At 64.0% G+C, this 23,419-nt stretch carries 27 protein-coding genes; 16 read left to right on the top strand and 11 right to left on the bottom strand.

Going from position 1 to position 23,419, the window contains the following annotated elements; genetic code table 11:
- The first annotated feature begins 450 nt into the window (after window positions 1-450).
- The 6 genes from ACFODV_RS02785 (at window position 451) to ACFODV_RS02760 (ending at window position 4,276) form a co-directional block, all read left to right on the top strand.
- Window positions 451-801: a hypothetical protein gene (locus ACFODV_RS02785; RefSeq protein ID WP_379754271.1), complete on the top strand. Its 351-nt coding sequence runs from the start codon at window positions 451-453 to the stop codon at window positions 799-801.
- Window positions 802-851: 50 nt separating this feature from the next.
- Window positions 852-1,688: an MOSC domain-containing protein gene (locus ACFODV_RS02780; RefSeq protein ID WP_379754268.1), complete on the top strand. Its 837-nt coding sequence runs from the start codon at window positions 852-854 to the stop codon at window positions 1,686-1,688.
- Window positions 1,689-1,802: 114 nt separating this feature from the next.
- Window positions 1,803-2,243, top strand: a complete 441-nt coding sequence (locus tag ACFODV_RS02775) for a YtoQ family protein (RefSeq protein WP_379754265.1) — start codon at window positions 1,803-1,805, stop codon at window positions 2,241-2,243.
- Window positions 2,243-2,407, top strand: a complete 165-nt coding sequence (locus ACFODV_RS02770; RefSeq protein WP_379754262.1) for a hypothetical protein — start codon at window positions 2,243-2,245, stop codon at window positions 2,405-2,407. The genes ACFODV_RS02775 and ACFODV_RS02770 overlap by 1 nt, the downstream gene beginning before the upstream one ends.
- A gap of 75 nt (window positions 2,408-2,482) precedes the next feature.
- Window positions 2,483-3,934, top strand: coding sequence for a PHA/PHB synthase family protein (locus ACFODV_RS02765; protein WP_379754259.1), 1,452 nt, complete (start codon window positions 2,483-2,485; stop codon window positions 3,932-3,934).
- A 6-nt stretch (window positions 3,935-3,940) separates the two neighbouring features.
- A complete protein-coding gene (locus ACFODV_RS02760) occupies window positions 3,941-4,276 on the top strand; it encodes a hypothetical protein (protein ID WP_379754256.1) in 336 nt (111 codons plus the stop codon).
- A gap of 182 nt (window positions 4,277-4,458) precedes the next feature.
- Here ACFODV_RS02760 and ACFODV_RS02755 read toward each other — a convergent pair whose 3' ends face one another.
- On the bottom strand, window positions 4,459-4,899 hold the full coding sequence (locus ACFODV_RS02755) for a DUF411 domain-containing protein (protein WP_379754253.1): 441 nt from the start codon (window positions 4,897-4,899) through the stop codon (window positions 4,459-4,461).
- A complete protein-coding gene (locus tag ACFODV_RS02750; RefSeq protein ID WP_379754250.1) occupies window positions 4,896-5,057 on the bottom strand; it encodes a hypothetical protein in 162 nt (53 codons plus the stop codon). The genes ACFODV_RS02755 and ACFODV_RS02750 overlap by 4 nt, the downstream gene beginning before the upstream one ends.
- 248 nt (window positions 5,058-5,305) lie before the next feature.
- Here ACFODV_RS02750 and ACFODV_RS02745 point away from each other — a divergent pair, with 248 nt between their 5' ends.
- A complete protein-coding gene (locus tag ACFODV_RS02745; protein WP_379754247.1) occupies window positions 5,306-5,464 on the top strand; it encodes a hypothetical protein in 159 nt (52 codons plus the stop codon).
- Between the two features lie 135 nt (window positions 5,465-5,599).
- Here ACFODV_RS02745 and ACFODV_RS02740 read toward each other — a convergent pair whose 3' ends face one another.
- From ACFODV_RS02740 to ACFODV_RS02730, 3 genes are all read right to left on the bottom strand, one after another.
- Entirely contained in the window at window positions 5,600-6,643 is a 1,044-nt protein-coding gene (locus ACFODV_RS02740; RefSeq protein WP_379754244.1) for a heavy metal translocating P-type ATPase, read from the bottom strand.
- Window positions 6,643-8,109, bottom strand: coding sequence for a heavy metal translocating P-type ATPase (locus ACFODV_RS02735; RefSeq protein ID WP_379754241.1), 1,467 nt, complete (start codon window positions 8,107-8,109; stop codon window positions 6,643-6,645). The genes ACFODV_RS02740 and ACFODV_RS02735 overlap by 1 nt, the downstream gene beginning before the upstream one ends.
- Window positions 8,110-8,170: 61 nt before the next feature.
- On the bottom strand, window positions 8,171-8,341 hold the full coding sequence (locus ACFODV_RS02730) for a hypothetical protein (RefSeq protein ID WP_379754238.1): 171 nt from the start codon (window positions 8,339-8,341) through the stop codon (window positions 8,171-8,173).
- A 589-nt stretch (window positions 8,342-8,930) separates the two neighbouring features.
- Between ACFODV_RS02730 and ACFODV_RS02725 the strand changes: the two genes are divergently transcribed.
- Window positions 8,931-10,550 carry a multicopper oxidase family protein gene (locus ACFODV_RS02725; protein ID WP_379754235.1) on the top strand — a complete coding sequence of 540 codons (1,620 nt, stop codon included), beginning with the start codon at window positions 8,931-8,933 and terminating at the stop codon, window positions 10,548-10,550.
- Window positions 10,551-10,632: 82 nt separating this feature from the next.
- On the top strand, window positions 10,633-11,493 hold the full coding sequence (locus ACFODV_RS02720; protein ID WP_379754232.1) for a F510_1955 family glycosylhydrolase: 861 nt from the start codon (window positions 10,633-10,635) through the stop codon (window positions 11,491-11,493).
- Window positions 11,494-11,618: 125 nt separating this feature from the next.
- Here the strand turns inward: ACFODV_RS02720 and ACFODV_RS02715 are convergent, their stop codons facing one another.
- A complete protein-coding gene (locus ACFODV_RS02715) occupies window positions 11,619-12,200 on the bottom strand; it encodes a Spy/CpxP family protein refolding chaperone (protein WP_379754229.1) in 582 nt (193 codons plus the stop codon).
- Window positions 12,201-12,592: 392 nt separating this feature from the next.
- Here ACFODV_RS02715 and ACFODV_RS02710 point away from each other — a divergent pair, with 392 nt between their 5' ends.
- Window positions 12,593-13,585, top strand: coding sequence for a L,D-transpeptidase family protein (locus ACFODV_RS02710; protein WP_379754226.1), 993 nt, complete (start codon window positions 12,593-12,595; stop codon window positions 13,583-13,585).
- Window positions 13,586-13,661: 76 nt separating this feature from the next.
- Here the strand turns inward: ACFODV_RS02710 and ACFODV_RS02705 are convergent, their stop codons facing one another.
- Genes ACFODV_RS02705 through ACFODV_RS02690 form a run of 4 tightly spaced genes read right to left on the bottom strand, consistent with a single transcriptional unit; the run spans window position 13,662 to window position 17,234 of the window.
- Entirely contained in the window at window positions 13,662-14,312 is a 651-nt protein-coding gene (locus ACFODV_RS02705) for a response regulator transcription factor (RefSeq protein ID WP_379754223.1), read from the bottom strand.
- A complete protein-coding gene (locus tag ACFODV_RS02700) occupies window positions 14,309-15,892 on the bottom strand; it encodes a PAS domain-containing sensor histidine kinase (RefSeq protein ID WP_379754220.1) in 1,584 nt (527 codons plus the stop codon). The genes ACFODV_RS02705 and ACFODV_RS02700 overlap by 4 nt, the downstream gene beginning before the upstream one ends.
- The gene (locus ACFODV_RS02695; protein WP_379754317.1) at window positions 15,892-16,551 is read right to left on the bottom strand and encodes a 2OG-Fe(II) oxygenase; all 660 of its coding nucleotides are present in this window, start codon (window positions 16,549-16,551) and stop codon (window positions 15,892-15,894) included. Before ACFODV_RS02695 ends, ACFODV_RS02700 begins: the two co-directional genes overlap by 1 nt.
- Window positions 16,552-16,598: 47 nt before the next feature.
- Window positions 16,599-17,234, bottom strand: a complete 636-nt coding sequence (locus ACFODV_RS02690; protein WP_379754217.1) for a CoA pyrophosphatase — start codon at window positions 17,232-17,234, stop codon at window positions 16,599-16,601.
- Window positions 17,235-17,312: 78 nt separating this feature from the next.
- Between ACFODV_RS02690 and ACFODV_RS02685 the strand changes: the two genes are divergently transcribed.
- A complete protein-coding gene (locus ACFODV_RS02685; protein WP_379754214.1) occupies window positions 17,313-17,870 on the top strand; it encodes an NUDIX hydrolase in 558 nt (185 codons plus the stop codon).
- A gap of 108 nt (window positions 17,871-17,978) precedes the next feature.
- Here the strand turns inward: ACFODV_RS02685 and ACFODV_RS02680 are convergent, their stop codons facing one another.
- On the bottom strand, window positions 17,979-18,293 hold the full coding sequence (locus tag ACFODV_RS02680; protein WP_379754211.1) for an NGG1p interacting factor NIF3: 315 nt from the start codon (window positions 18,291-18,293) through the stop codon (window positions 17,979-17,981).
- A gap of 180 nt (window positions 18,294-18,473) precedes the next feature.
- Between ACFODV_RS02680 and ACFODV_RS02675 the strand changes: the two genes are divergently transcribed.
- The 5 genes from ACFODV_RS02675 to betT all read left to right on the top strand — a co-directional run bounded on the left by ACFODV_RS02675 (window position 18,474) and on the right by betT (window position 23,403).
- Entirely contained in the window at window positions 18,474-18,986 is a 513-nt protein-coding gene (locus tag ACFODV_RS02675; protein WP_379754208.1) for a fasciclin domain-containing protein, read from the top strand.
- A 531-nt stretch (window positions 18,987-19,517) separates the two neighbouring features.
- Window positions 19,518-19,928 (top strand): hypothetical protein, encoded by a 411-nt coding sequence (locus tag ACFODV_RS02670; RefSeq protein ID WP_379754205.1) that lies wholly within the window; start codon window positions 19,518-19,520, stop codon window positions 19,926-19,928.
- 11 nt (window positions 19,929-19,939) lie between these two features.
- Complete coding sequence (locus ACFODV_RS02665) at window positions 19,940-20,677, top strand: reverse transcriptase domain-containing protein (protein ID WP_379754203.1); 738 nt, start codon at window positions 19,940-19,942, stop codon at window positions 20,675-20,677.
- A complete protein-coding gene (locus ACFODV_RS02660; RefSeq protein WP_379754200.1) occupies window positions 20,674-20,949 on the top strand; it encodes a group II intron maturase-specific domain-containing protein in 276 nt (91 codons plus the stop codon). Before ACFODV_RS02665 ends, ACFODV_RS02660 begins: the two co-directional genes overlap by 4 nt.
- A 384-nt stretch (window positions 20,950-21,333) precedes the next feature.
- The gene (betT, locus tag ACFODV_RS02655; protein WP_379754198.1) at window positions 21,334-23,403 is read left to right on the top strand and encodes a choline BCCT transporter BetT; all 2,070 of its coding nucleotides are present in this window, start codon (window positions 21,334-21,336) and stop codon (window positions 23,401-23,403) included.
- Window positions 23,404-23,419 lie beyond the last annotated feature (16 nt).

Below are 23,419 nucleotides of genomic sequence, written 5' to 3'. Positions count from 1 at the left end.
GGCGGCCAGGTCACGTGCACGCGGCTACCGGAACGAGGCCAACTTCATCGCCATGATCTACCTGATTGGTAGCCCAGTAGGGCGCATGCTTGATCGGGCCAAATCCACATGAAACGACGAAGAGCCTTTATTTATGATAACCAGAGTTGAATAATCGGAGGTTGTTTCGCGGATATTGTCGAACTGATTCTGGCAATGTATGCGCTTGCGCCTTTTCACAATCCCGGCGCTGATGTTTATAGGGCACACGGCCGGGCTCGGCCATGGAACCCGAGACGTTTGGTTCGCAAGAAGAGCAGGACGAACACCGGAACAACCTGATCGCCTGAGACAGACGTAGCTCTTGGACATTGAACCGCTTACCCACGGTATGCCGGACTAGGCCGCTGGGGGTGGCATTTGCGCGAGTTCTGGTACAATCGCGCGTCGATTGATGTAGATGGAGAAACGATGGAAACGGAACTGAATGAGTTCGAGCGGCAGATGCGCCGCGACATCAACACCTTTATGGATAACGCACAGGAAACCCGTCGCAAGGCGGCTACCTCTGCCCCCGAATGGCCCAGAGAACCCGGCGAAGAGGCCAAGCCCAAGGCCCCGCGCAGTAAGGCGGCTGGCTCGCCGAGAACCGGCCACCTGGTGAAATTGGCGGTACGCACCAAGCCCCTTGAACTGGATACTGTCTTCGAGCATGTCTCCTCCAGTATCTCCAGGATCGAGGCGCAGTTCGAGGCCGAGAAGGCCGCCCGCAAGGCCGGCTATCCCATTATCGGGCACGTGATCGAGACCCAGCGACTGTAATGCCTGCCCGACTGGGCTAGGCGTTGGAAGTCTTGCATCTGGAGCCGCCTGTGAGAATCACTCAACTCAATATCTACCCGGTCAAATCGCTGGGCGGAATTTCTCTGGACGCGGCCCAGCTCACAGCGGAAGGCCTGGCCTGGGATCGCCGCTGGATGGTGGTCGACGACGTGGGCCGCTTCGTCACCCAGCGTCAGCTGCCGCGAATGGCTCAGGTCCGCCCCCATCTCGAGTCCGATGCGCTGGTGCTATGCCATCCAGAGGCTGAGCCCCTGCGCGTACCCCTTTCCACCAAGGCAACGGAGAGGCTCCCGGTCTACGTCTGGGAGGATCGCTGCGAGGCCCTGGATGAGGGCGGGGAAGCCCGTGATTGGCTAGTCCGTGTGCTAGGTGACCTACGCGGAAGTGGCCTGCGACTGGTGCGCTTCGCGCCGAATCACCGGCGCCGCGTCGAGCCCGACTTTCTGGCCGCAGGCGAGCAAGCCCACACCGGCTTCGCCGACGGCTATCCCTTCCTGGTGGCCACCACGGCGTCGCTGGCCGCGCTGAACCTGGCGCTCGAGGCCAGCGGCGGAGAGGCGCTACCGATGGATCGCTTCCGCCCCAACATCGTGATTGAGGGGGGCGAGCCCTTCTCGGAGGATGGCTGGCGCGAGATCGGCGCGGATGGCTGGCGGCTGGGGCTGCGCAAGCCCTGCCAGCGCTGCAAGATCATCACCGTCGATCAGCAGAACGGAGAGATTCGTCACCCTGGCGAGCCGCTGAAGACGCTGATGACCCTCAAGCCCCGGCTGGCCTGGAAGGGCGCCTTCTTCGGCCAGAATGCCATCCTGCTGGCCGGGGAGGGGACGACCATCGCCGTGGGAGGCTCTCTCGCGGTCGGTTGATCAGCGCTCGCCGAGGATCAGGTGGCGCGGCAAATTTTTTGGAAGCATTTTCCAGGAAATGCCCGCTAGGCTATGATGTGGATCCATATTTTCCATTTCCCTCAGGAGCCCTGCATGAGCTTTCACGTCTATCTTTCCGGCGAGATCCATACCGATTGGCGCGATGAGATCCGGCGTGGTGCCGAGGCCGCTGGGTTGGATGTGGTGTTCACCGCGCCGGTGACCGACCACGCCGCCAGCGACGCCGCCGGCGATCATCTGGGCGAAACGCCCAGCCAGTTCTGGCGTGACCACCAGTCCTCCAAGGTCAACGCCATTCGCACCCGCACCCTGATCGCGCAGAGCGATCTGGTGGTGGTTCGCTTCGGCGACAAGTACAAGCAGTGGAATGCCGCCTTCGATGCCGGCTACTGCGCCGCCCTGGGCAAGCCCTACGTGACGCTGCACGCCGAGGAGATCGTCCACCCACTCAAGGAGGTCGACGCCGAGGCCATGGCCTGGTGCACCAACACCGACCAGGTCGTCGAGACCCTGCGCTACGTTCTCAAGGCCTGATGCGCGAGCGCCTGGAGCACTACCAGGTCTTTCTCTATCCGGCGGCGATCCTCGCCGGGCCTGACGCGTCCCCCGAGAAGGAGCGGTTCGATACGTCCTCGGGGCTCGATGTGGGCAAGGAAGCCCATGACGACTGCGAATTGGTGCGCCGCAACATCTGCTAGACTGATAGTAGACAGCATTAGGTTTCGCAGCGTGCCGCGATGTCTTCATCTGTCCATCATCAGGAGGCCCGCCCCATGACGCAGCGCCAGTCGATGAGAACCCGCTATCCCGAGGCAGGTCTGCCTGCCTACCCCGAGCGCCCCAATCCTGGTGTCTACTCGACACAGGCGATCGATCACGCCTTCAAGGCCAACCTGGCCCGCCTGACACGGGGCATTACCCCGGCCGGGCTGGCCAGTGTCTATGTCGAGTGGCTATTGCACCTCTCGCTATCGCCCGGCAAGCAGCTGGAGCTGGGTGAGAAGGCCATCCGCAAGCTGACGCGCTTTGGGCGCTATGCCCAGCGCCTCGCCAGCGACCCCGACGCAAGCCCCTGCATCGAACCCATGGAGCAGGATCGTCGCTTTCGCGACCCAGCCTGGCAGCAATGGCCCTACCAGCTGATTTATCAATCCTTCCTGCTCACCCAGCAGTGGTGGCACAACGCCACCACTGAAGTGGATGGCTTGTCGCCGTCCCGCGAACAGGTGATCAACTTCGTGACTCGCCAGTGGCTGGATCACTGGTCGCCCTCCAACGTCCCCTGGCTGAATCCGGAAATCACCAACGCCACGCTGACGAGCGGCGGCCAGAATCTGTTGGCGGGGTGGCAGAATCTCCTCGAGGACGGGGATCGCTTGATGTCGGGCAAGCCGCCGGTGGGGACCGAGGCCTTTCGACTCGGCGAGAATCTCGCCGTGACCCCCGGCAAGGTGGTCTACCGTAATCGGCTGATGGAGCTGATCCAGTACTCGCCTACGACCGGGCAGGTCAACGCCGAGCCGGTGCTGATTGTGCCGGCCTGGATCATGAAGTACTACATTCTCGATCTTGCGCCGGGCAAGTCTCTGGTCGAGTACCTGGTGGATCAGGGCTTTACGGTGTTCATGATTTCCTGGCACAACCCGGGAAGCGAGGACAGCGAGCTCGGCATGGATGACTACCGCCGCCTTGGCCCCATGGCGGCGCTGGATGTGGTGACCGACATTACCGGAGCGCCTCGCGTGCACGGCGTCGGCTACTGCCTGGGAGGCACCCTGTTCTCCATCGCCGCGGCCGCCATGCCCCGCGATGGCGACGAGCGACTTGCGACGATCACCACCCTGGCCACTCAGGTCGACTTCACCGAGGCGGGTGAGCTGACGCTGTTCATCAGCGAGAGTCAGGCCGCCTATCTGGAAAGCATGATGAGGGATCAGGGGTACCTCGACGGCTACCAGATGGCCGGAGCCTTCCAGATCCTGCGCTCCAACGATCTGATCTGGTCGCGCATGGTGCATGACTACATGCTTGGCAAGCGGCGGCCGATGAATGAGCTGATGGCTTGGAATGCGGATATCACCCGGATGCCCTACCGGATGCACTCCGAGTATCTGCGGCGGATGTTTCTCGACAACGATCTGGCCAGCGGTCGCTATCAGGTGGGTGAGCGGCCGGTGGCCATCCAGGACATCGGCGCACCGATCTTCACGGTGGGGACTACCTAGGACCATGTGGCGCCCTGGCGGTCGGCCTACAAGATCCACCTGCTGACGGATGCCGACGAAGTGACCTTCCTGCTGACTTCCGGCGGCCACAATGCCGGGATCATCAGCGAGCCGGGTCATCCGCACCGCAGCTATCGCCAACGCACCCAGCGTCAGGGCGAGCGCTATCTGGATCCGGATACCTGGCTGCAGAAAACCCCCGAGCAGCAGGGCTCCTGGTGGCCGGCCTGGCGGGAGTGGCTGGCGGCTCACTCCAGCGGCAAGGTGGCGCCGCCAGGGCTCGGCAGCGAACGCTACGCCCCCCTGGAAGACGCGCCCGGCAGCTACGTTCGACAGCCTTGATACTGCCTCTACCGCTCTGCGCCGCGACGTACCTATGAGAGAGCCCCACAGAAAAGGGAGCTCTCTTCGCAAGAGAGCTCCCTGGGGTAGCGGGAATTGACGTTCCGTGGTCCTGGCGGGTGACAGAGCGTCGGGAGCCTATCCTGGTGCCTACCCAGCGCACCCCCGACGTCTGCCACGGTTTACAGCGTCATGAAGGGCGTGGCCTCGCCGTCGCGGAACTGGTAGACGTCCCAGTCGCCCTGCTGGGGCCCCGGCATGCCGGGGGTGCCGAGGGGCATGCCGGCCAGGCCGATGCCGCGGGTGTCCGGGCGCTCCTCGAAGAGCGTCTCCACCGCCTCGAAGGGCACGTGCCCCTCGATGGCGTAGCCGCCCATCTGGAGGGTGTGGCAGGAGCCGAGACCATAGGGCAGGCCGACGCGCTGCTTGATCTTGCCCACCTCGATATCATCGACGATTTTCACCGTGACCCCGCGGGCTTCGAGCTGGCGGGCGTACTCGTCGCAGCAGCCGCATTGCGGGTTCTTGAACATGGTCGCCTCATCGGGCAGGGCGGCCTGAGCGGCGCCTGCGCCCAGCATCAGCGCGCCGGAGAGCATAAGAGTGGAGCCGAAACGGTTCATGAGCGTGCCTCCGGGATGTCACGGGAAGAGCGAGAGGAAGTGAACAGGTATTTGGCAAGGGCAGCGATGCCCAGGCCGAGCAAGCTCAGCATGGCGACGGGCATGATCCAGCCAAGCCATGGCATGCTGCCCATCAGGGCAATGCAGTGGTTCAACATGGTGTATCTCCTGACGAACGGATTCGGGTTCAGGGAAGGCGTGGCCCTCCGTGGCGGGAGTTCCGCCGTGCGTTCGGTCAGGCTTTGGGAGGGCGTCTGGGGGTAAGTGGGATCTGAGGGGTCATCGCCATGGCCGGTGAGCTGGCCTGGCGTTGCAATCCCGCCACGGACATTAGGGCCTGGCCCGTGGCGGTGGTGCAGGTGACGCAGGATGAGGCCTCATGGTCGGCACTGTGACCGCCACCTGAATGGCCTCCACCGGAATGGCCATCATCCGACATCCATTCGGCAGCGATACCGCAATTGACCTGATGGCTCTCCATGGCGCCGTGGCTCGACAGCGTGACAATCGCCAACAGCAGCGCGAGCAGGAGGGCCAGCAGTCGGCCTCCTGTGCGCTGTGTTGACGATGTCCGAGTGAGCCGGTCCATGAGGAACTCCCTTGTGTCAGGTCTATAGCTTGCCCGCCGGTGGCCGGGGCTGCATTGATCCAGGGCAACTCTTGCTGCGCATATCAGCTCGCGCATTTCATCCCGGCCGGTTCATGTCGATTTTCCCTGGGGGTTCTCGCGGGTGAAGCGCCGCTTGAGCAGCAGCGAGTTGCCGATCACAGAGAGCGAACTGGCGGTCATGGCGATGACGCCGATCATGGGGTGCAGAAGGCCGATGGCGGCAATGGGAATGGCCGCCACGTTATAGGCACTGGCCCAGATCAGGTTCTGGACAATCTTACCGTAGGTGGCGCGGCTGAGATGCATGGCGTCCACCACGGCGGTCAGCTCGCCGCGTACCAGGGTCACGTCGGCGGCCTCGATGGCCACGTCGGCCCCGGCGCCGATGGCGATGCCCACGTTGGCCTGGGTGAGGGCGGGGGCGTCGTTGATGCCGTCGCCGACCATGGCCACGTGATTGCCATGCTTTTTCTGCAGCGCGCGGATGGCATCGACCTTGCCCTCCGGCAGCACTCCGGCCTGGACCTCATCGATGCCGACTTCGTCGGCTACTGCCCGGGCGGCGCGCTCGTTATCGCCGGTGATCATCACCACGTGCAGGCCCAGGTCATGCATGCCGCGGATGGCCTCGATCGATTCCTCCTTGAGGGTATCGGCCACGGCCACCAGGCCCAGGGCCTGGCCGTCGGCGGCGACGATCACCACGGTGCGGCCCTTGCCCTCGAGTTCGGCCATGGCGTCGTCCAGGGCCTCGAGGCCGGATACGCCTTCCTCTTCCAGCAGCCGACGGTTGCCGATCAGCACGGTTTCATCGCCCACCTTGCCCGAGACGCCGCGTGCCCCGGTGGAACGGAACTCGCTGACCTCGCCGGGTTTGACATCGCGTTCCTTGGCACCCTCGACGATGGCCCGGGCGATGGGGTGCTCCGAGGCGTTCTCCACGCTCGCCGCCAGCGTCAGCAGGCGCGTTTCCTCGACGCCCTCAGCGGTGACGGCATCGGTGAGCTTGGGCTCGCCGCGGGTGATGGTGCCGGTCTTGTCGAGCACCATCACCTTGACGTCCTTGAAGGTCTGGATCGCCTCGCCGGAGCGGATCAGGATGCCGCGTTCGGCGCCGATGCCGGAGCCCACCATCAGCGCGGTGGGGGTGGCCAGGCCCAGGGCGCAGGGCAGGCGATGACCAGCACGGCCACGGCGGCCAATATGGCCAGTATCGGCGTGGCGGCCTCGGGATTCACCCAGGGCAGGAAGTTGGCGCCCCAGTCGAGAATCGGGCGCATGACATCCGGAATCAGCAGCCACACGATCAGACTGGCCAGGGCGATCAGCAGCACTGCCGGCACGAAGCGGCCGGTCATGCGGTCGGCGAACTCCTGGATCGGCACTCGTGAGCCCTGGGCCTGGTCGATCAAGCGCACCACCTGGGAGAGGAAGGTATCGCCGCCGACCCGGGTCGCCTTGACCCGCAGGCGTCCCTCCTTGTTGATGGTGGCGCCGATCACGCTGTCGCCGGTGCTCTTGTAGACCGGGATCGACTCGCCGGTAGCGATGGACTCGTCGAGATGGCTCTCGCCCTCGACTACCTCGCCATCGGTGGGGATCTTGTCGCCGGGACGCACGATCATGATGTCACCGGTTGCCAGCTCCTTCACCGGCACCTCGACTTCCTCGCCGTCGCGCTCCACCCGCGCCGTCTTGGCGCCCAGGGTCATCAGGCGGCGGATGGCCTGGGAGGCGCGACCCTTGGCCAGGGCTTCGAGATAGCGGCCGAGCAGGTGGAAGGTCATGATGGTGGCGGCCATCTCGATGAACGAGGTCATCGGGGTGATGAAGCCGACCAGGCCGATCAGGTAGGGCGGCAGGCTGCCCATGGAGATCAGCACATCCATGTTGAAGGTGCCGTTCTTCAGCGAGCGCCAGGTCGACTTGTGGGTGGCGATGCCGCCGTAGAGAAACACCACCGGGAAGGCCAGCACTGCGATGATGGCCAGGTAGCCGGGAATCGGCTGCCAGAACATGTGCGGTATCATCAGCAGCATGATCAGGGTGGTGGGTACCGCGGCGATGATCAGCCGCTTGCGCGCCTGGGATAGATGGGCCTCTTCGATCTCGGCGTCGCTGTCGCTGTCGTCCGCCTCGTCGGTCTGCACGGCGGCCACATCGTAGCCTGTGCCTTCCACGGCGCTCTTGAGCGCGTCGCCGTCGGGGCCGTCAGCGGCGACGGTGACAGAGACCCGGTGGCTGGCGATATTGGTGTCGACCGACTCGATGCCGTCCAGGCGTTCGAGGGTCTTGCGCACGATGCCGGCGCAGTGGTCACTGCCCATGCCGGGTATCGTCAGCCGCACCAGGCGCTTGTTGGAGCCACCGCCGCTGACGGCGGCCACGTCATAGCCGGCGCCTTCCACGGCGTCTTTGAGCGCCTCTCCACCGGGGCCGTCTTCGTCGATAGTCACGCTGACCCGGTGGTTGGCGATGTTGGTCTCGATATCGTCCACGCCATCGAGGCGCTGGAGCGTCTTGCGCACGATGCCGGCACAGTGGTCACTGCCCATGCCGGGCACCGTCAGGGTGATGATTCTGCCTTGAGTGTCGCTCATCGGCGCTCTCCTTGAGGGGCGAGCCCTGGGTCCGCCCGGTCAGAAGTGATGGCTTGGGAGCTCAGTGATGGGCGTCGTGGTCGTCGGGGTCCACGCCCGCGGGCGCTGCCTGACGGAGCTGCTGGCGCTGCTCATCGGTCATGAGGTCATGCATGGCGTTACGCATGCGCACCATCTCGGCCATCATCTCGCCGTGCATCTCTGCTATCAGGTCGTCGCGCAGGTTCATCATGGCGGAGCCCCTGCGGTGCTGATGTCCGAAGTATTGAGGCTATGTGCCACACATAGGTCAAGGACCATATACAGACCCGGTATCGATGCCGGTAAACCTTTGTGCAGGGCCCAGGTTGCGGGTTTGCTCGGGGCCATGAAATACTCCCGCCTCCATTGGCTTACGAGGCCGTTTCACCCCATGCAAGGACTCTCCTGCCACTGGCTGCTCAGCCTGTTGATGGCTCTGGTGCTGGCCATCGCAGCGCCCGTTGCCGCGGTTGGTCACCATGGCGATGCCCCCTGTCTTGAGAGTCTGGCCATGCAGGAACAGCCCGAATGGGAGACGTCGAAAACCGCTGGCCCAGATGAACCAGACGCTACCTTGGCCTCTCCCTGCTGTATGCCCTGCGCCTCCTGTGGAGCCTCCATGGCCCCACAGGCCGCCGGCCTAGTGACGTCTTCCACTACCCTGTCCGGGCCTGGCCTGGGCGATCCGTCGGGCCCTCCCGCTCCCCTCGAGCGACCCCCTCGTACCTGAACCTCTCTCCCGAATGGCACTGCGGGTGATCGACCCGCAGTGAGAGTGTTCATGTCACGAGGACAATCTGATGAATCGTCGCCAATTTCTGCGTTACTCGGCCCTGGGTGGCCTGGTCCTGTCATCGACCGGCTATGTGGCCTTCGCCGCTACCCGCAAGCAACTCCACGGCATGGCGCCTGCCATGTTTCCCGATGGCGGCCAGCCGCTGCAGCCGCTGCCGCGTATCAACAACCTGAGCGATACAGCAGGCCGCTTCCGCAGTGCGCTGGCCCCGGCCCCCCATGCGGTGCCGCTGAGTGATGAGCTCGAGGCCAGGCTGTGGCTCTACAACGGCAAGGTGGCGCCGCTGATCGAGGTGCGCGAGGGGGATGAGCTGGACATCACCCTCATCAACGAACTGGAGCAGGAGACCACCCTGCACTGGCACGGCGTGCCGGTTTCCCAGGCCCAGGATGGGGCCCCCTGGGATGCCGTGGCGCCAGGCGAGTCACGCCGTTACCGCTACACCCTTCCGGAGAGCAGCGCCGGCCTGCACTGGTTCCATCCTCATCCCCACCAGGGCACTGCCCGACAGGTGGCTCATGGCCTGGCCGGCGCCCTGCTGGTGCGCCCGCCTCAGGATGTGCTGCCGATGGAGGTGGAGGAGCACCTCTTGGTGGTCAGCGACCTGCGCCTGACCGCCGAGGGCGAAGTGGCTCCGCATACCGCCGAGGACTGGATGAACGGCCGCGAGGGCGAGTTGCTGCTGGTCAATGGCCAGCGCGAACCGCGCCTCGATGTGGCGCCGGGCACCACTCTGCGCCTGCGGTTGATCAATGCCTGCGCCGGACGCTGTCTGCGCCTGCGACTGGACGATCACGAACTGACCCTGATAGGCACCGATGGCGGGCTGATCGAGCGGCCGCAGCCGCTGGAGGAGCTGCTGATCACCCCGGGCGAGCGCGCCGACCTGCTGGTGCGGGTGAGCGAGCAGGCCGAAGCGCGCTTCTGGCTGGCCAGCCACCCCTACGGGCGGGGCTGGATGGGCGATCGGCCGCCTCATCTGGATCAGGTCGCGCCGCTGCTGGCGATCCACACCCGTAACTCGGGCGTTCAGCCCGCCGTCACGCTGCCTGATCGGCTGGGTAGCGTCGAGCCCCTGGTCGAGCCGGCGGTGCAGCGTCGGGTGGAACTGACCGAGGTGATGCCGGGCCATGACGATAACAATAATTCTTCGATGCTCCACAGTGGCGGTGGCCACGACGCTGCCCACGGAATGGGGCATGGCGGGGCCCAGGCCGGTGATGGTCATGGCAAAGGTCATGGAAATGGAAATGGCCACGGCATGCCCGGGATGGCAGGCAGGCCCGAGGTGGACTTCCTGATCAATGGCCGTGCCTTCGCCATGGACGAGATCCTCTTTGAGGGCCAGGCCGGCGAGGTTGAGGAGTGGGAGGTGTTCAACAACTCCCACATGGACCATCCCTTCCACGTGCATGGCACCCACTTCCAGATGATCGCGACCCGCGGCGCCGAGGGTGAGTGGCGCGATGCACCCTGGCTGGCCTGGAAGGACACCGTCAACCTGGCGCCCTACCAGCGCATGAAACTGCGCATGGTGTTCCGCGAGCCCGGCGACTGGCTATTCCACTGCCACATCATCGAGCACGAGGAACTGGGCATGATGGCGACGATTCGCGTGAGCTGATCTCTCCGTATCACTCTTCGGCGCCATGCGGCAGCGTCCCATGGCGCCCACCACGTCTGACAAATAATGAGGATATGACGGCATGAACTATTACCGATGGCCGCTTTTGGTGGCCGTGCTGCTGACCCTACTGGCGGGCTGTTCCCAAGAGCCGAGTGGTATCAGTCTCGAGCAGCTGCGCCAGCAGACCCACATTCACGGCCTGGCCTTCGACCGCTCCGATAGCGAGCGACTGTGGCTGGCCAGCCACCATGGCTTCTATGCCGTTGATGGCGAGGGAATGGCGAGCCTGGTCTCGGAAGGGTCCCACGACTTCATGGGCTTTGCTCCCCATCCCGAAGAGGCCGAGACATTCTTCGCCAGCGGCCACCCGGCCAGGGGAGGCAACCTAGGCGTGTTGATGTCCAGCGATGGAGGCCGCAGCTGGTCACAGCATGCCACCGGCGTCGATGGCCCGGTGGATTTCCATCAGATGACCATCAGTGAGGCCAGCCCCCGGGTTCTCTACGGCGCCTATGCCGGCCAGCTCCAGGTCAGCGAGGATGGGGGCGAAAGCTGGGAGATTCGAGCCAAGGCCCCGGCAGGGTTGATTGCCCTGGCCGCCTCGAGTCGTGATCCCGACCATCTCTACGCCGCTACTCAGGCCGGGCTACTGATGAGCCCGAACGGCGGCGAGCGCTGGCGCCAGATCTACTCCGAGCGCCGTCCCGCGAGCCTGGTGGTGTCCAGCCAGGGAGATCTCTATGCCTTCGTTCTCGATGTCGGCCTGCTGCGAGCCGACGAAGCCAGCCGTGACTGGGAGGTAGTGAAGCCCGGCTGGGGGGAGCGCTATCTGATGCACCTGGCGGTGGATCCAAACGACCCCCAGCGTCTGGTGGCGGCCGATGATCTCAATCAGCTGCTGATCAGCGTCAACGGTGGACGCGACTGGTCGATGTTGTAAGCAGACTCCCGAGTCAGGGCCATGCTTCGATGCCGGCGCCAGCGCTGGGGCGATGGCCGTGAAGTGGGAAGCATGTGTCTGCCAGCTGGTGTCAGCATGCCCCGATGGGCACGATGTTCAATGGATCAGTTTACGGGCATCCCGCCGCGGAGCTGCTGGCGCTGCTCGTCGGTGAGCAGGTCGTGCATGGCGTTACGCATGCGCATCATCGCAGCCATCGTCTCGCCTTGCAGCTCAGCCATCTGACCGTGCAGGGCCTGCAACCGCTCAGGGTCGGGACGCTCGCCGTGCATCGCTTCCATCATGTCGAGGCGCAGGTCCATCAGCTTTCCCATGCGCTCGAACTGGGCGGGGCGGTGCGCCTGCATCAATTCGCGCATCTGGCTGCGCTGGTCGGGGTCGAGACTCGACATCATGCCCATGCTCTCTCCCATCATCGGGCAGGGCATCATGTTGCCCATCATCATGCCGGGCCCCATGCCACCTTGGCCGTTACCCATCATGCCGGGTCCCATGCCACCCTGACCGTAACCCATCATGCCGGGCCCCATGCCACCCTGACCGTAACCCATCATGCCGGGCCCCATACCGCCCTGGCCAGAACCCATCATGCCGGGCCCCATTTGCTGTGCGGCGGCGATGCCGGTACCGGCGAGGCCGAGGGCCAATGACATGCCAAGGGCAATAGTATGTTTGCGAATGCTCATGTGTCTTCTCCTTGGGTCCGAAGTGAGTCCTGGACGGGCTCATGTTTCGGTACCTTATCGCCTTTACCCTAGTCCAACAGAGCCACCTGTCCATTGATGCACATCAATGGTTCATGCCACCCACTTACAGGTGATCGGGACCCGTGATGCCGACGATTCATGTGCGCCGAGTCTGGATGTTTTCCGGAAGCCGTGAAAAGCTTTCGCGTTCTCTGTGACAAATTCCAACAGTGTTGCTGCTCCTGACCGGGCCGCTGCCCATTACACTAGCGATATGATAATTTTTTTGCAGCCCTTGCGGGCCGAGGCTGCCTTGACGAGGTGAGTAAATGGCAATGACGAGAGGTAGGCGAAGTAAGTCGGGGGGTACGCCGACGTGGTTGGCGCATGCCATGGGCGGACTTGTGGTAGCGGCAATGGCGCTTTCCGGCACGGTAATGGCCGAGGAGGAGCGCGAATGGCCCCGTGGACACTATCCGCTGCCGGCTGAGGGTAACGTGATCGGCGAGACCTACACCGTGACGGTGGAGGATCACGAGCACACCCTGATGGACATCGCCCGAGAGCACGGCATCGGCTACGAGGAGGTCATCAGCGCCAATCCCGATGTGAGCATCTGGATTCCGGGCGAGGGCACCGAGGTGGTGATCCCGGCGCAACGGATCCTGCCCGACGCTGAGCGCACCGGCGTAGTGATCAATATCGCCGAGCTGCGCCTCTACTACTATCCAAAGGTGGCTGAGGGCGAGACGCCCAGGGTCGAGACCTACCCGATCGGTATCGGACGCGACGGCTACGACACCCCGCTGGGGATCACCAAGACCACCATGCGCCTTGAAGATCCGGCCTGGTACCCGCCGAGTTCCATGCGCGAGGAAGCCGCCGAGCGGGGCGACCCGCCGCCGGCGGTGGTGCCACCGGGACCCGATAATCCGCTGGGGCGCCATGCCGTATTGTTGGATATCCCCGGCTACCTGATCCACGGCACCAACGAGCCAGATGGCATCGGCATGCGCGCCAGCCGGGGCTGCATCCGCATGTTCCCCGAGGATGTCGAATCGGTATTCAACAACGTGCCGGTAGGCACTCGGGTCAACATCATCGATCAGCCCATCAAGGTCGGCTGGCGGGATAGCCAGCCGCTGGTGCAGGTCTTCCAACCGCTGGAGGAGCAGGAGCACGGCATGTCCGCGCTGGTCGATACGATCTCTCGTCTCAATGAAGGCAACGCCAACGATCGGGCCTTCGATTATGAGCAGCTGCGCGGCCTGCTCGAGGCGCCCAGCGGCCAGCTGGTGGCACTTCAGCTCCCGGCCGAGCCGGAGCCCGAGGAGGCCCCCGCTCACGGCGGTATCTTCGAGGAGCTGGCGCTTCGCGACGAGTGACAAAGAAGCGATGCGACAAGCCACAGCACAGCGGGCGCCCTCGGGCGCCCGTTGTCGTCGGTGGGTAAGCTTTCGCTCAGTTGCGATCGGCCGGGCTGGGCTCCGGCAGGACCTCTACCAGTTCCAGCGCCACGCAAAGCCTCACCAGCTCGGCGAGGCTCGTCGCCCCCAGCGCCTTCATGGCGCGCAGCCGGTAGATCTCCACGGTCTTGGCGCTGATGTCCAGATGCTCGGCGATCTCGCGGCTGGTCATGCCCTCGGCCACGTGCACCAGGATTCGCTGCTCCTTGGGGCGCAGCGCCGCGTAGCGCGCCTGCAGGGCATCGTGCCTTTCGCGTTCTCGGCGCCGCTGCTGGTGGATCAGCAACGCCTGCTGCACGGTGTCGATCAACTGTTGGTGGTTGAAAGGCTTCTCGATGAAGTCCTGTGCGCCGGCTTTGAGGGCGGCTACCGCCATGGGCACGTCGCCGTGGCCGGTCATGAAGATCACCGGGAGCTCATCGCCGCGCTCGTTCATCCGCTGCTGCACCTGAAGGCCGGAAAGGCCCGGCATGCGCACGTCCAGCAGCACCGCATCGAAGCCTCCGGGTGCTTCGGCCAGGAAGGCCTCGCCGTCGTTGAAGGCGCGGCTAGCCAGGCCGACGGAGTCGAGCAGCCAGGCCAGCGACTCGCGCAGGGCCTCGTCGTCGTCGACAACGGCGATGCAGGCGTTCGAAGTGTCGGTCACGGGTGCCTCGCGGGAGCCAGGGGAGCGGGTTCGGCCAGCAGTGTAGCGGCAAAGACGGCGCCGCCGGAACCGGTGGCGGGCAGAAGGCGCAGATCGCTCCCCATGGCCTCCATCAACGAGTGGCTGATAGCGAGCCCCATGCCGAGCCCTTCTGGGCGCCCGGAGTGGAAGGGGGCGAAGATGCGATCGGCCTCGGCGGACGGCACCCCAGGGCCTTGATCGCTCACCGTCAGGGTCACCTCCCGCCGGCCGCTTTGAAGAGCGCGCAGGCTGACCCGCTCGGCGCCGGGATAGTCGCGGCTGGCCTCCAGGGCGTTGAGCAACAGGTTGACCAGCACCTGCTCCAGGGCCACCGGGTCGGCGATTACCCTGGGCAGCGCCTCGGGCAGGTGGTGCTCCAGGCTGACGCCGGCCTGCTGGAATTGCCACTCGCAGAGACGGCAGGCGGCATCCACCACCTCCAGTAGCGCTACCGGCCGGGGACAGGTCTGGCCCTTGCGCACGAAGGCGCGAATATGACGCAGGCGCTCGGCCAGGCGTGCCACCTGGTCGCTGATGCGCTCGAGAGGCAGGCGAAGCGCCTCGGCGGGCAGGTCGGGGGTGGCGCTGAGCTTGAGCAGAGCGCCGCTGGCGTAGTTGGCGATGGCGCCCAGCGGCTGGTTGAGCTCGTGGGCGATGTTGGAGGCGAATTCGCCGGTGGTGGCCAAGCGGTTGGCGTGGGCAATTTGCTCCTGATGGCGTCGGGCCTGGGTTTCTGCGGCCTTGCGCAGGCCAATATCGCGGTTGAGCAGCGAGACGTGCCCCGGTTCGGCACCCGGCCCCTGGTGGGCCATTACCACGCTGAGTACGGGTATCGGCCCCGACGGGCCGCGCATCTCCAACTCGCCGCTCCAGGAGCCGTAGCGTGCCACCGCGGGCAGCACGATATCGCGCAGCTCGGCCAGCGAGCCCATGGTATAGGCGGCAGCCAGGGGCGCCGTGCCACTTTCCCGAGGCAGTCGCAGCAGGCGCCGCGCGGCCTCGTTGGCGTAGAACAGTCGCTCGTGGTCGTCCATGAACAGCACGTGGTCGGTGGTGGACTCCACTACCCGCGCCAGACGCTCGCGGTTGGCCTCGGCGCGGATGCGACGGCTCACGTCCCGGGAGACGCAGAGGATGTCGATCAGCTCGCCGGTGTCGGGGTCGCGGCGGGTGCGGCTGGTGGTCTCGAACCATACGTAGTGTCCGGCTCGAGCGCGGAACCGGTAGGTCTGCTGGTAGAAGCCGTCGTGGTAGTAGACCCGCGGCGACTTGTTGAGCAGGTCGGCGAGATCTGACGGATGGAAGAGATCGTAGGCGGAAACGCCGATCAGCTCTTCGGGCTCATAGCCAAGCAGGCTCCTTGCGGCGCGGGAGGCGTAGAGAAATGTGCCGTCCCGAGCGTGACGACTTATGAGGTCGGTGGTGCTCTCGGCCAGCCATTGGTAGTGGTCGCGCTCGTCCTCTAGGCGCTGCACGCGGGCGCTTAGCCGGCGGTTATCCTCCTCCAGTGCGGCGTAGCGTGCCGCCATTCCCCGGAGCGTTTCGTTGTGTTCCGCCATCAGTGCGCCGGATCCACCAGGCCGCCGAGAGAGGCATTGCGCCGGAACCAGCCTGCGATGCTGGCCCGCGGCAGTCGGGTCGGCAGCACCTCGTGGGGCACACTGTCGGCGAGGAAGCAGGCAAAGGTACCGGCAGCGGGGCGCACCCGGGCCACCTCGCACGCGGGGTTGTCGGGGGCGTAGATCACCATTTCGCCGCCGCCGTCCGAGGGCCAGTCGGGATTGAGGTACCCCACGGTGGAGACCACCCGGTTGGCGCGCCCGCGAAAGCTGTCCAGATGCTTGCGATAGAAGGCGCCGGTCGGGTAATGGGCGAAATGGGCCTCGTACTCGAACAGCCCCAGAAAGAGCGCCTGGTTCAGCGCCTGCTGCACGTCTTCCATGGCGTTCAGGTAGCGGCGCTGGGCGAGGCTCTTGCGGTCGAGCCAGTGGATGGCATCGCCGCGGATATCCCGACGCAGCTGTAATTCGCGGCCACGGCCGATGCCGGCGGCTTCCAGCACGTCGTGGTCGGCCAGGGTCTGCAACTCAGAATGAAGCTCGGCGCAGAGGTCACCGTCGAGTACGTCTGTGCCCAGATACCAGCCCTGTGCTACCAGGGCATCGATCAGCTGTGGCAGGGCCTCGGGGGCCAGAGCGGGAGGAGGAAAGGCGCTCAGCGTCGTGGTCTCCTGTCGATGAGTGGGAACAATCAGCGGGTGGGCCGTCAGCGAGTGGACGGCTGCTGGATGCTCAGCAGGCGTTCGGGAAAGTAACAGAGCCTGCCAGGGGGTTCCCGGTCCAGGTTCACCGAACAGCCGAAGCCCTCGGCGAGCAGCTCAACAAGCATCATGGCCGAAAGCCCCCAGATCACATGGCCGTCCACTTGATAGTTGGGGACATACCAGGGGCGGCCGTCCACCGGTATCACATCGGTGTGGTGGCGTCGGTCCTCCAGAAAATGGGCCAGGGGCACCTCGAAAATGGCGTCCAGTTCGCTCGGGTCGGCGACGAGCGGCAGGTTCGGCGGTATTAAACCCACATAGGGCGTCACGCGAATGCCGTGCAGCGAGACCACATCCGACAGCTGGCCCAGCAGCTTTACCCGGTAGGGCGGAAGGGCAATCTCCTCATGGGATTCGCGCAGGGCGGTAGCCAGCAGGTCCGAGTCGCCCACCTCGCGCTTGCCGCCGGGGAAGGCCACCTGGCCGCCGTGGGTGTTGAGATGGGCGGCGCGGCGGGTGAACAGCAGGGTGGGCTCTGGGCGATCGACAATGGGCATCAGCACTGCCGCTTCCGGCAGACGCAGGATGACCCGGCGGGGGCGGTGCGCTTGCAGGCGTTCACGAAGATTCTCTAACATGGGGTTTCCGTCGGGTTTGGTTACTTCTACCCGTCTCTCGAGAGCGGCGTCAAGCCCGCCAGCCTGCCTGGGAGTCCCATGAATTTCTGCAGCCACTGCGGCCATACCGTGCGTTTCGCCGTCCCGGAGGGGGATGACCGTCCCCGTTACCTGTGCGACGAGTGCAGCACTATCCATTACCAGAATCCGCGTATTGTCGCCGGCACCCTACCGGTCAGCGGCACCCAGGTGCTGCTTTGTCGCCGCGCCATCGCCCCCCGCCTGGGCTACTGGACCCTGCCGGCAGGCTATATGGAGAACGCCGAGACCACCGTGGAGGCCGCTGCCCGTGAAACCCGCGAGGAGGCCTGTGCCGAGGTGGCGATCCATGGGCTCTATACCCTGATCAACCTGCCCCATATCAATCAGGTCTACATGATCTTCCTGGCCGATCTCATCGGTGGTTTCGACTCCGGCCCTGAGAGCCTCGAAGTGGCGCTGTTCGAGGAACATGAGATCCCCTGGGACGAACTCGCTTTTCCCACCATCGAACGCACTCTGCGCCACTTTTACAGCGACCGACACAGCGGCCACTACCCGCTGCACATGAGCGATATCAGCCCCGAGGATCGCGAGCGCTACTTCGGCTCGGCATGATGTATTCTTGGATGATGCGTTCCGGATGGTGGTTTTAGCCTGACCCTATGGGATTGAGTCACATGCCGTACGGCGCGAATCGTTCGGCGCGGGCTGGAATGATATTTGTCACGCCAGGCTCTCCAGCTTCCAGGTATCGAACGCCGGTTCCTCGTAGGGGTGAGCCAGTCTGAGTGCTGCCACCGCAGCGTAGATCAGGTGATCCTCGCAGACCATTTCCACCTTGAGCTCTTCCACTCGTTCCAGGTCGCCCACTCGACCGATGTGTGGGTCTGCGCCGGCCAGCGGGCGAAACTGTCCGGTGCCCCGCGTCTCAAAACAGCACGCTTCATAGTCTCCAATGCGTCCGGCGCCAGTGGTGAAGACGGCTTCTTTGACCGCCTCGGCGTCCGCCAGAGGCACGAAGAAGGCTAGCTTGAACATTGAGGTTCTCCTTGAAGGTGGGTCGATGGCCGTAGCCAGGAAAAAAATCGGTGACAGCGTGAACTTCTTGTCCATAAGATGTACAAAGAAATCGAGGCGTACAAGATCGCTTCCCAGTACACGGTTACTCGGTTGGATCTCGATCTACCGTATGCAGGCCAAACCCTCAGGAGTGACACCATGACAAACCTCACGTCAGCAACCCGTTGGATGGGCGTCGGCATCGCCGGCTTGATGATGGCGGGCGCCGTTCACGCCGGCAGCCATTCACACGCCGATGCATCTCACGACATCGTCGACACCGCTGTCGCTACCGGTCAGTTCGAGACCCTGGTAGCTGCTGTACAAGCCGCCGGCTTGGTTGACACCCTGAAGGGTGAAGGTCCTTTCACCGTCTTCGCGCCGACCGACGAGGCCTTTGCTGCTTTGCCCGAAGGTACGCTTGACGAGCTGCTGATGCCGGAGAATGTGGAGACCCTCCAGGCGATCCTCACCTACCACGTGGTTGCTGGCAATGTGATGGCCGAAGATGCCATGGGCCTGGACAGTGCCGAGACGGTTCAAGGTCAGTCGATTACCATTACCACCATGGATGGCAGCGTGATGATCAACGACGCTACCGTGATCCAGGCTGATATCGAGACCACCAACGGCATCATCCACGTCATCGACGGTGTGCTGCTGCCCGAATGATCTGACCCTGTTTTCGTATTTCCTCCAGTCCCTTGCTCTTGCCGCCCTTCGAGGCGGCTTTTTTTGGTGTGCGCCAGGCATGGCGCGCAGCGCCTAACCGGCGCTGTTTCCGAGGGTGGTGCCTCGGAATGACTTGGGGGTGAAGGTCCCCTGCACGCCCGGCAAGGGGAAGTGCTAGCCGACGGCAAGGGTGTCTCCCGCGAGGGGGAATCTGAAGGCAGCCCGAGGCAAAACGCTGGCCTGACGAACAGGAAGCGGATACGAGGCGGCATGGCGGGGTGAGGTGGCACGAATCATCAAAGCCCGGTACTTGCACGGAACGCCATGGCGTAAATCCGACAGGCATAAGCGGGAAGGTCGCGCGTCTTACCCTGGGAGGTCTGGTGGTCTGCCACGGTGCTACCGGCGTCGAGAGGCGACGGGATGGACTACCAGACGTCAGCAGAGACCATAGTAAGTGCCGGTTCACCGCGGCACCAAGGGCCGAACATAAACAACCGCGAGTAGGCGATGACGTCTCGAGGAACGATCATGAAGACAGACTTTGACGCTAATACCGTCACTCACCCAGAGGGGCAGGGGCAGTACCCCGGGTCTCAGCCGGTGGGCGTCGAGACGGTTCCGGCGTCGTCATCGTGGACGAAAGCGGAGCCCGCCTCGCTCATGGAGGCCGTGGTAGAGAAAGCCAACATGGCGCGGGCTTACCGTAGGGTGGTTGCCAACAAGGGCGCACCGGGTGCCGATGGCATAACGGTGGAGCAGTTGGCTGACCACCTGAAACAGTACTGGCCGACGCTGCGCGAGCGGCTGCTGGCCGGTGAGTACCACCCCAGCCCGGTCCGAGCCGCGGATGGCCGCCCCGACGAGATACCCAAGCCCAAGGATGGGACCGATGGGGCGGCCATCCGCAGCTCGGCATCCCCACGGTTACCGACCGGCTGATCCAGCAGGCGTTGCTTCAGGTGCTGACGCCGATCTTCGATCCGGACTTCTCCGAATCGAGCTACGGCTATCGACCGAAACGCAGCGCTCAGCAGGCCGTCTCGGCGATGAAGGTCCACGTTGCTGCCGGCCACCGTTGGGTGGTTGACCTCGACCTGGAAGCCTTTTTCGACCGAGTGAACCACGACCTGTTGATGGCGCGGGTCGCGCGCCGCGTCCGCGACAAGCGGGTGCTGCGCCTGATCCGTCGCTATCTGGAAGCCGGCCTGTTCCAGGACGGCCTTGCCGTGCCACGCCGGCAGGGGACGCCCCAGGGCGGACCGCTGAGTCCGCTGCTGGCGAATATCCTGCTGGACGACGTGGACCAGGAACTGGAACGGCGGGGCCACCGCTTCTGCCGCTACGCCGATGATATGCAGGTGTATCTCAAGAGTCGGCGGGCGGGTGAGCGCGTCATGACCAGCCTGAGTGATTTTCTCGAGAATTCGCTCCGGCTCACGGTCAATCGCGCCAAGAGCGCGGTGGACCGGCCTTGGCGCCGAGGGTATCTGGGCTACACGCTGACCCGGCATAAACTGCCAAGGTTGACCATTGCCAAGACCAGTCTGCAGCGCCTGATGCAGCGTGTCCGCGAGATCCTGAAGCTTGGTAAGGGGCGTAACATCCGACGGGTCATCGAAGAGCTGATCCCGGTCCTGCGTGGCTGGGCCAGCTACTTCAGTCGTGGACGCCTAGTCTTGTCGACGTGAAGCGCCCGCTGGAAGCGCTGGATGGTTGGATACGCCGCCGACTGCGCTGCCTAATCTGGCGGCAGTGGAAGCGCCCGACGACTCGGCGCCGTAAACTTCTGGCGCTGGGTCTGGACGACCAACGTGCCTGGAAATCAGCGGGGAATGGGCGAGGCGCCTGGTGGAACGCCGGTACCTCGCACATGAATCAGGCCCTACCACGGAAGTGGTTCAATGGGCTGGGCCTGATCTCGGTGCTCGATACGGTAAGGTGGCTTAGTCGTTCTTCATGAACCGCCGTGGTACGGAACCGTATGCCCGTTGGTGTGGGAGGGCTCCGGGGGTGACCCCGGACCCTATCCGATTCGTTCGGTGCCGGATCCGCTGTTGGTGGTGGCCAGTGGTTGCAGCACCGAGTCAACACTATCGTGTTTTATCGATTGTTATCGCCATGGCTGACGTCAAAGTGGAGCTGGCAATCCAGGCAGAGTGATATTTCACCATGGACAAGGCGCGTCCTCCGCACCTATATAAGTTAGAGCCTGCACGGGAGTTGGAGGCCATGACCCGGCTGTATGGACTCGATCCTGTCGGATGTTTTATGCGTCCAAGCGCCAGAAGATGACCCGTGCCGCGCTTTTGACATACTGGTGACGTTTTCTAGGGAGGAGTGCGATATGGCAACGACGTCCTCGGAGCAGCAACCCCCACCCCAGCAGGACCGCATCAATCCCACCGTCTTCTATGGATCGGCGGTCTGTATCGTTATCTTTGCGTTATGGACCATGCTGTTCACCGAGCAGGCAAGCAGTGTCATCTTCGCCGTGCTGGGCTGGATCTCTGACACCTTCGGGTGGTTCTACTTCCTTGCCGTCGTGCTCTATCTGGTGTTTGTCGTTGCCATTGGCCTATCGCGCTTCGGCAAGCTGCGACTGGGGCCTGCCCACTCCAGGCCCGACTTCAATGTGGTGACCTGGGCGGCCATGCTATTCTCCGCTGGCATCGGCATCGATCTGCTGTTCTTCTGCATCGCCGAGCCCGTTGCCCAATTTATGGCGCCGCCCGAGGGTGATCCTGGCACGGTTGCCGCGGCGCGCCACGCCATGGAGCTGACCTTCCTGCACTGGGGGCTCTCTGGTTGGGGTATCTACACCCTTGTGGGCATGGCGCTGGGTTTTTTCAGCTATCGTCACGGTCTGCCACTGACCATCCGCTCCGCCCTCTACCCGGTCTTTGGCCGGCGTATCCATGGCCCCATCGGCCACACCGTGGACATCGCCGCGGTGCTGGGCACCGTCTTCGGCATCGCCACCAGCTTGGGCATAGGGATCATCCAGCTCAATTTCGGCCTCAACTACATGTTCGGTATCCCGGAGAGTACCGTTACCCAGGCGGCACTGGCGGTGCTCATCGTGGTGTTCTCGGCCATCTCGGCGGTTACCGGAGTCGACAAGGGCATCCGCCGGTTATCCGAGTTCAACATGCTGCTGGCTCTGCTGCTGTTGCTGTTCGTGCTGTTTTCGGGGCAGACGATATTCCTGCTCAATGCCCTGGTGATGAATATCGGCGACTACATGTCGAGCTTCATCAGCTTGTCGTTCCATACCTATGCCTTCGAGCCGCCCGCAGACTGGCTTAACGCCTGGACGGTATTTTTCTGGGCCTGGTGGATTGCCTGGGGACCCTTCGTCGGCCTCTTTCTGGCACGCATCTCCCGGGGCCGCACCGTACGGGAGTTCGTCGCCGGTACGTTGATCCTGCCTCTCACCTTCATGATGGCCTGGATGTCGATCATGGGTAACAGCGCCATCGACATGATAATGAACGATACCGCGGCCGTTGCCGACTTCGGTGAGCAGGCCATGAACAACCCTGGTTCGGCCATCTATCTCTTCCTGCAGGGCGTGCCCTGGGTTGGCCTGACGACGGTGGTAGTGACCGTGTTGGCCATCGTGTTTTTCGTCACCTCAGGGGACTCCGGCTCGCTGGTACTATCCAACCTGACCTCGGTGCTCACCGACCCCAATCACGACGCGCCCTCCTGGATGCGCATCCTGTGGGCCGGGATCATCGGCTTGTTGACCCTGGCCTTGCTGATGGCCGGCGGGCTCGAGGCACTGCAAGGTGCCGTGGTGATCATGGGCTTGCCCTTTGCGGTGGTGCTTTTCCTGATGATGCTGGGTCTATTCAAGGCGCTGAAGGTTGAGGGCATGAAGGAGGATAGCCTGCGCAACAGCATGGCCGGTCACCTCTCGGCGCGTACCACACCTGGCGAGAGTCGCAGTTGGCGACAGCGGCTGATCCGCGCGGTGAGCTTCCCGAATCGCCAGGATGCCCAGCGCTTTATGGGTGAGGTGGCGCGTCCGGCGATGCAGCAGATCCACGAGGTGCTGGGTGAGAAAGGCTTTCGCGCGGAGATCGTCGAGGGCAGTGGAGAACAGGAGCACCTAGCCCTCCACGTCGACCTGGGCGGCGAGCAGGACTTCACCTACCAGATCTGGCCCCGTCGGGCGGCGATGCCTGCCTTCTCGATTCGTGACGCCCATGCCGGTTCTTACTACTACCGTATGGAAGTGCACATTCGTGAAGGGGGACAGGGCTACGACGTCTATGGCTACAGTACCGAGCAGTTGATCGGCGATGTCCTGGATCAGTACGAGAAGCACCTGCAGTTCCTGCATTCGCAGCGGGAAATGCCCGGCAGCAACACCATGATGCCGGACGACCCTGCCGGGGCGGGGTCGTGACGGCGGCTACGGGAAG

Source organism: Halomonas tibetensis, from assembly GCF_042643535.1.
Classification (GTDB): Bacteria; Pseudomonadota; Gammaproteobacteria; order Pseudomonadales; family Halomonadaceae; genus Halomonas; species Halomonas tibetensis.
This window is presented reverse-complemented; position numbering and strand designations above follow the sequence as displayed.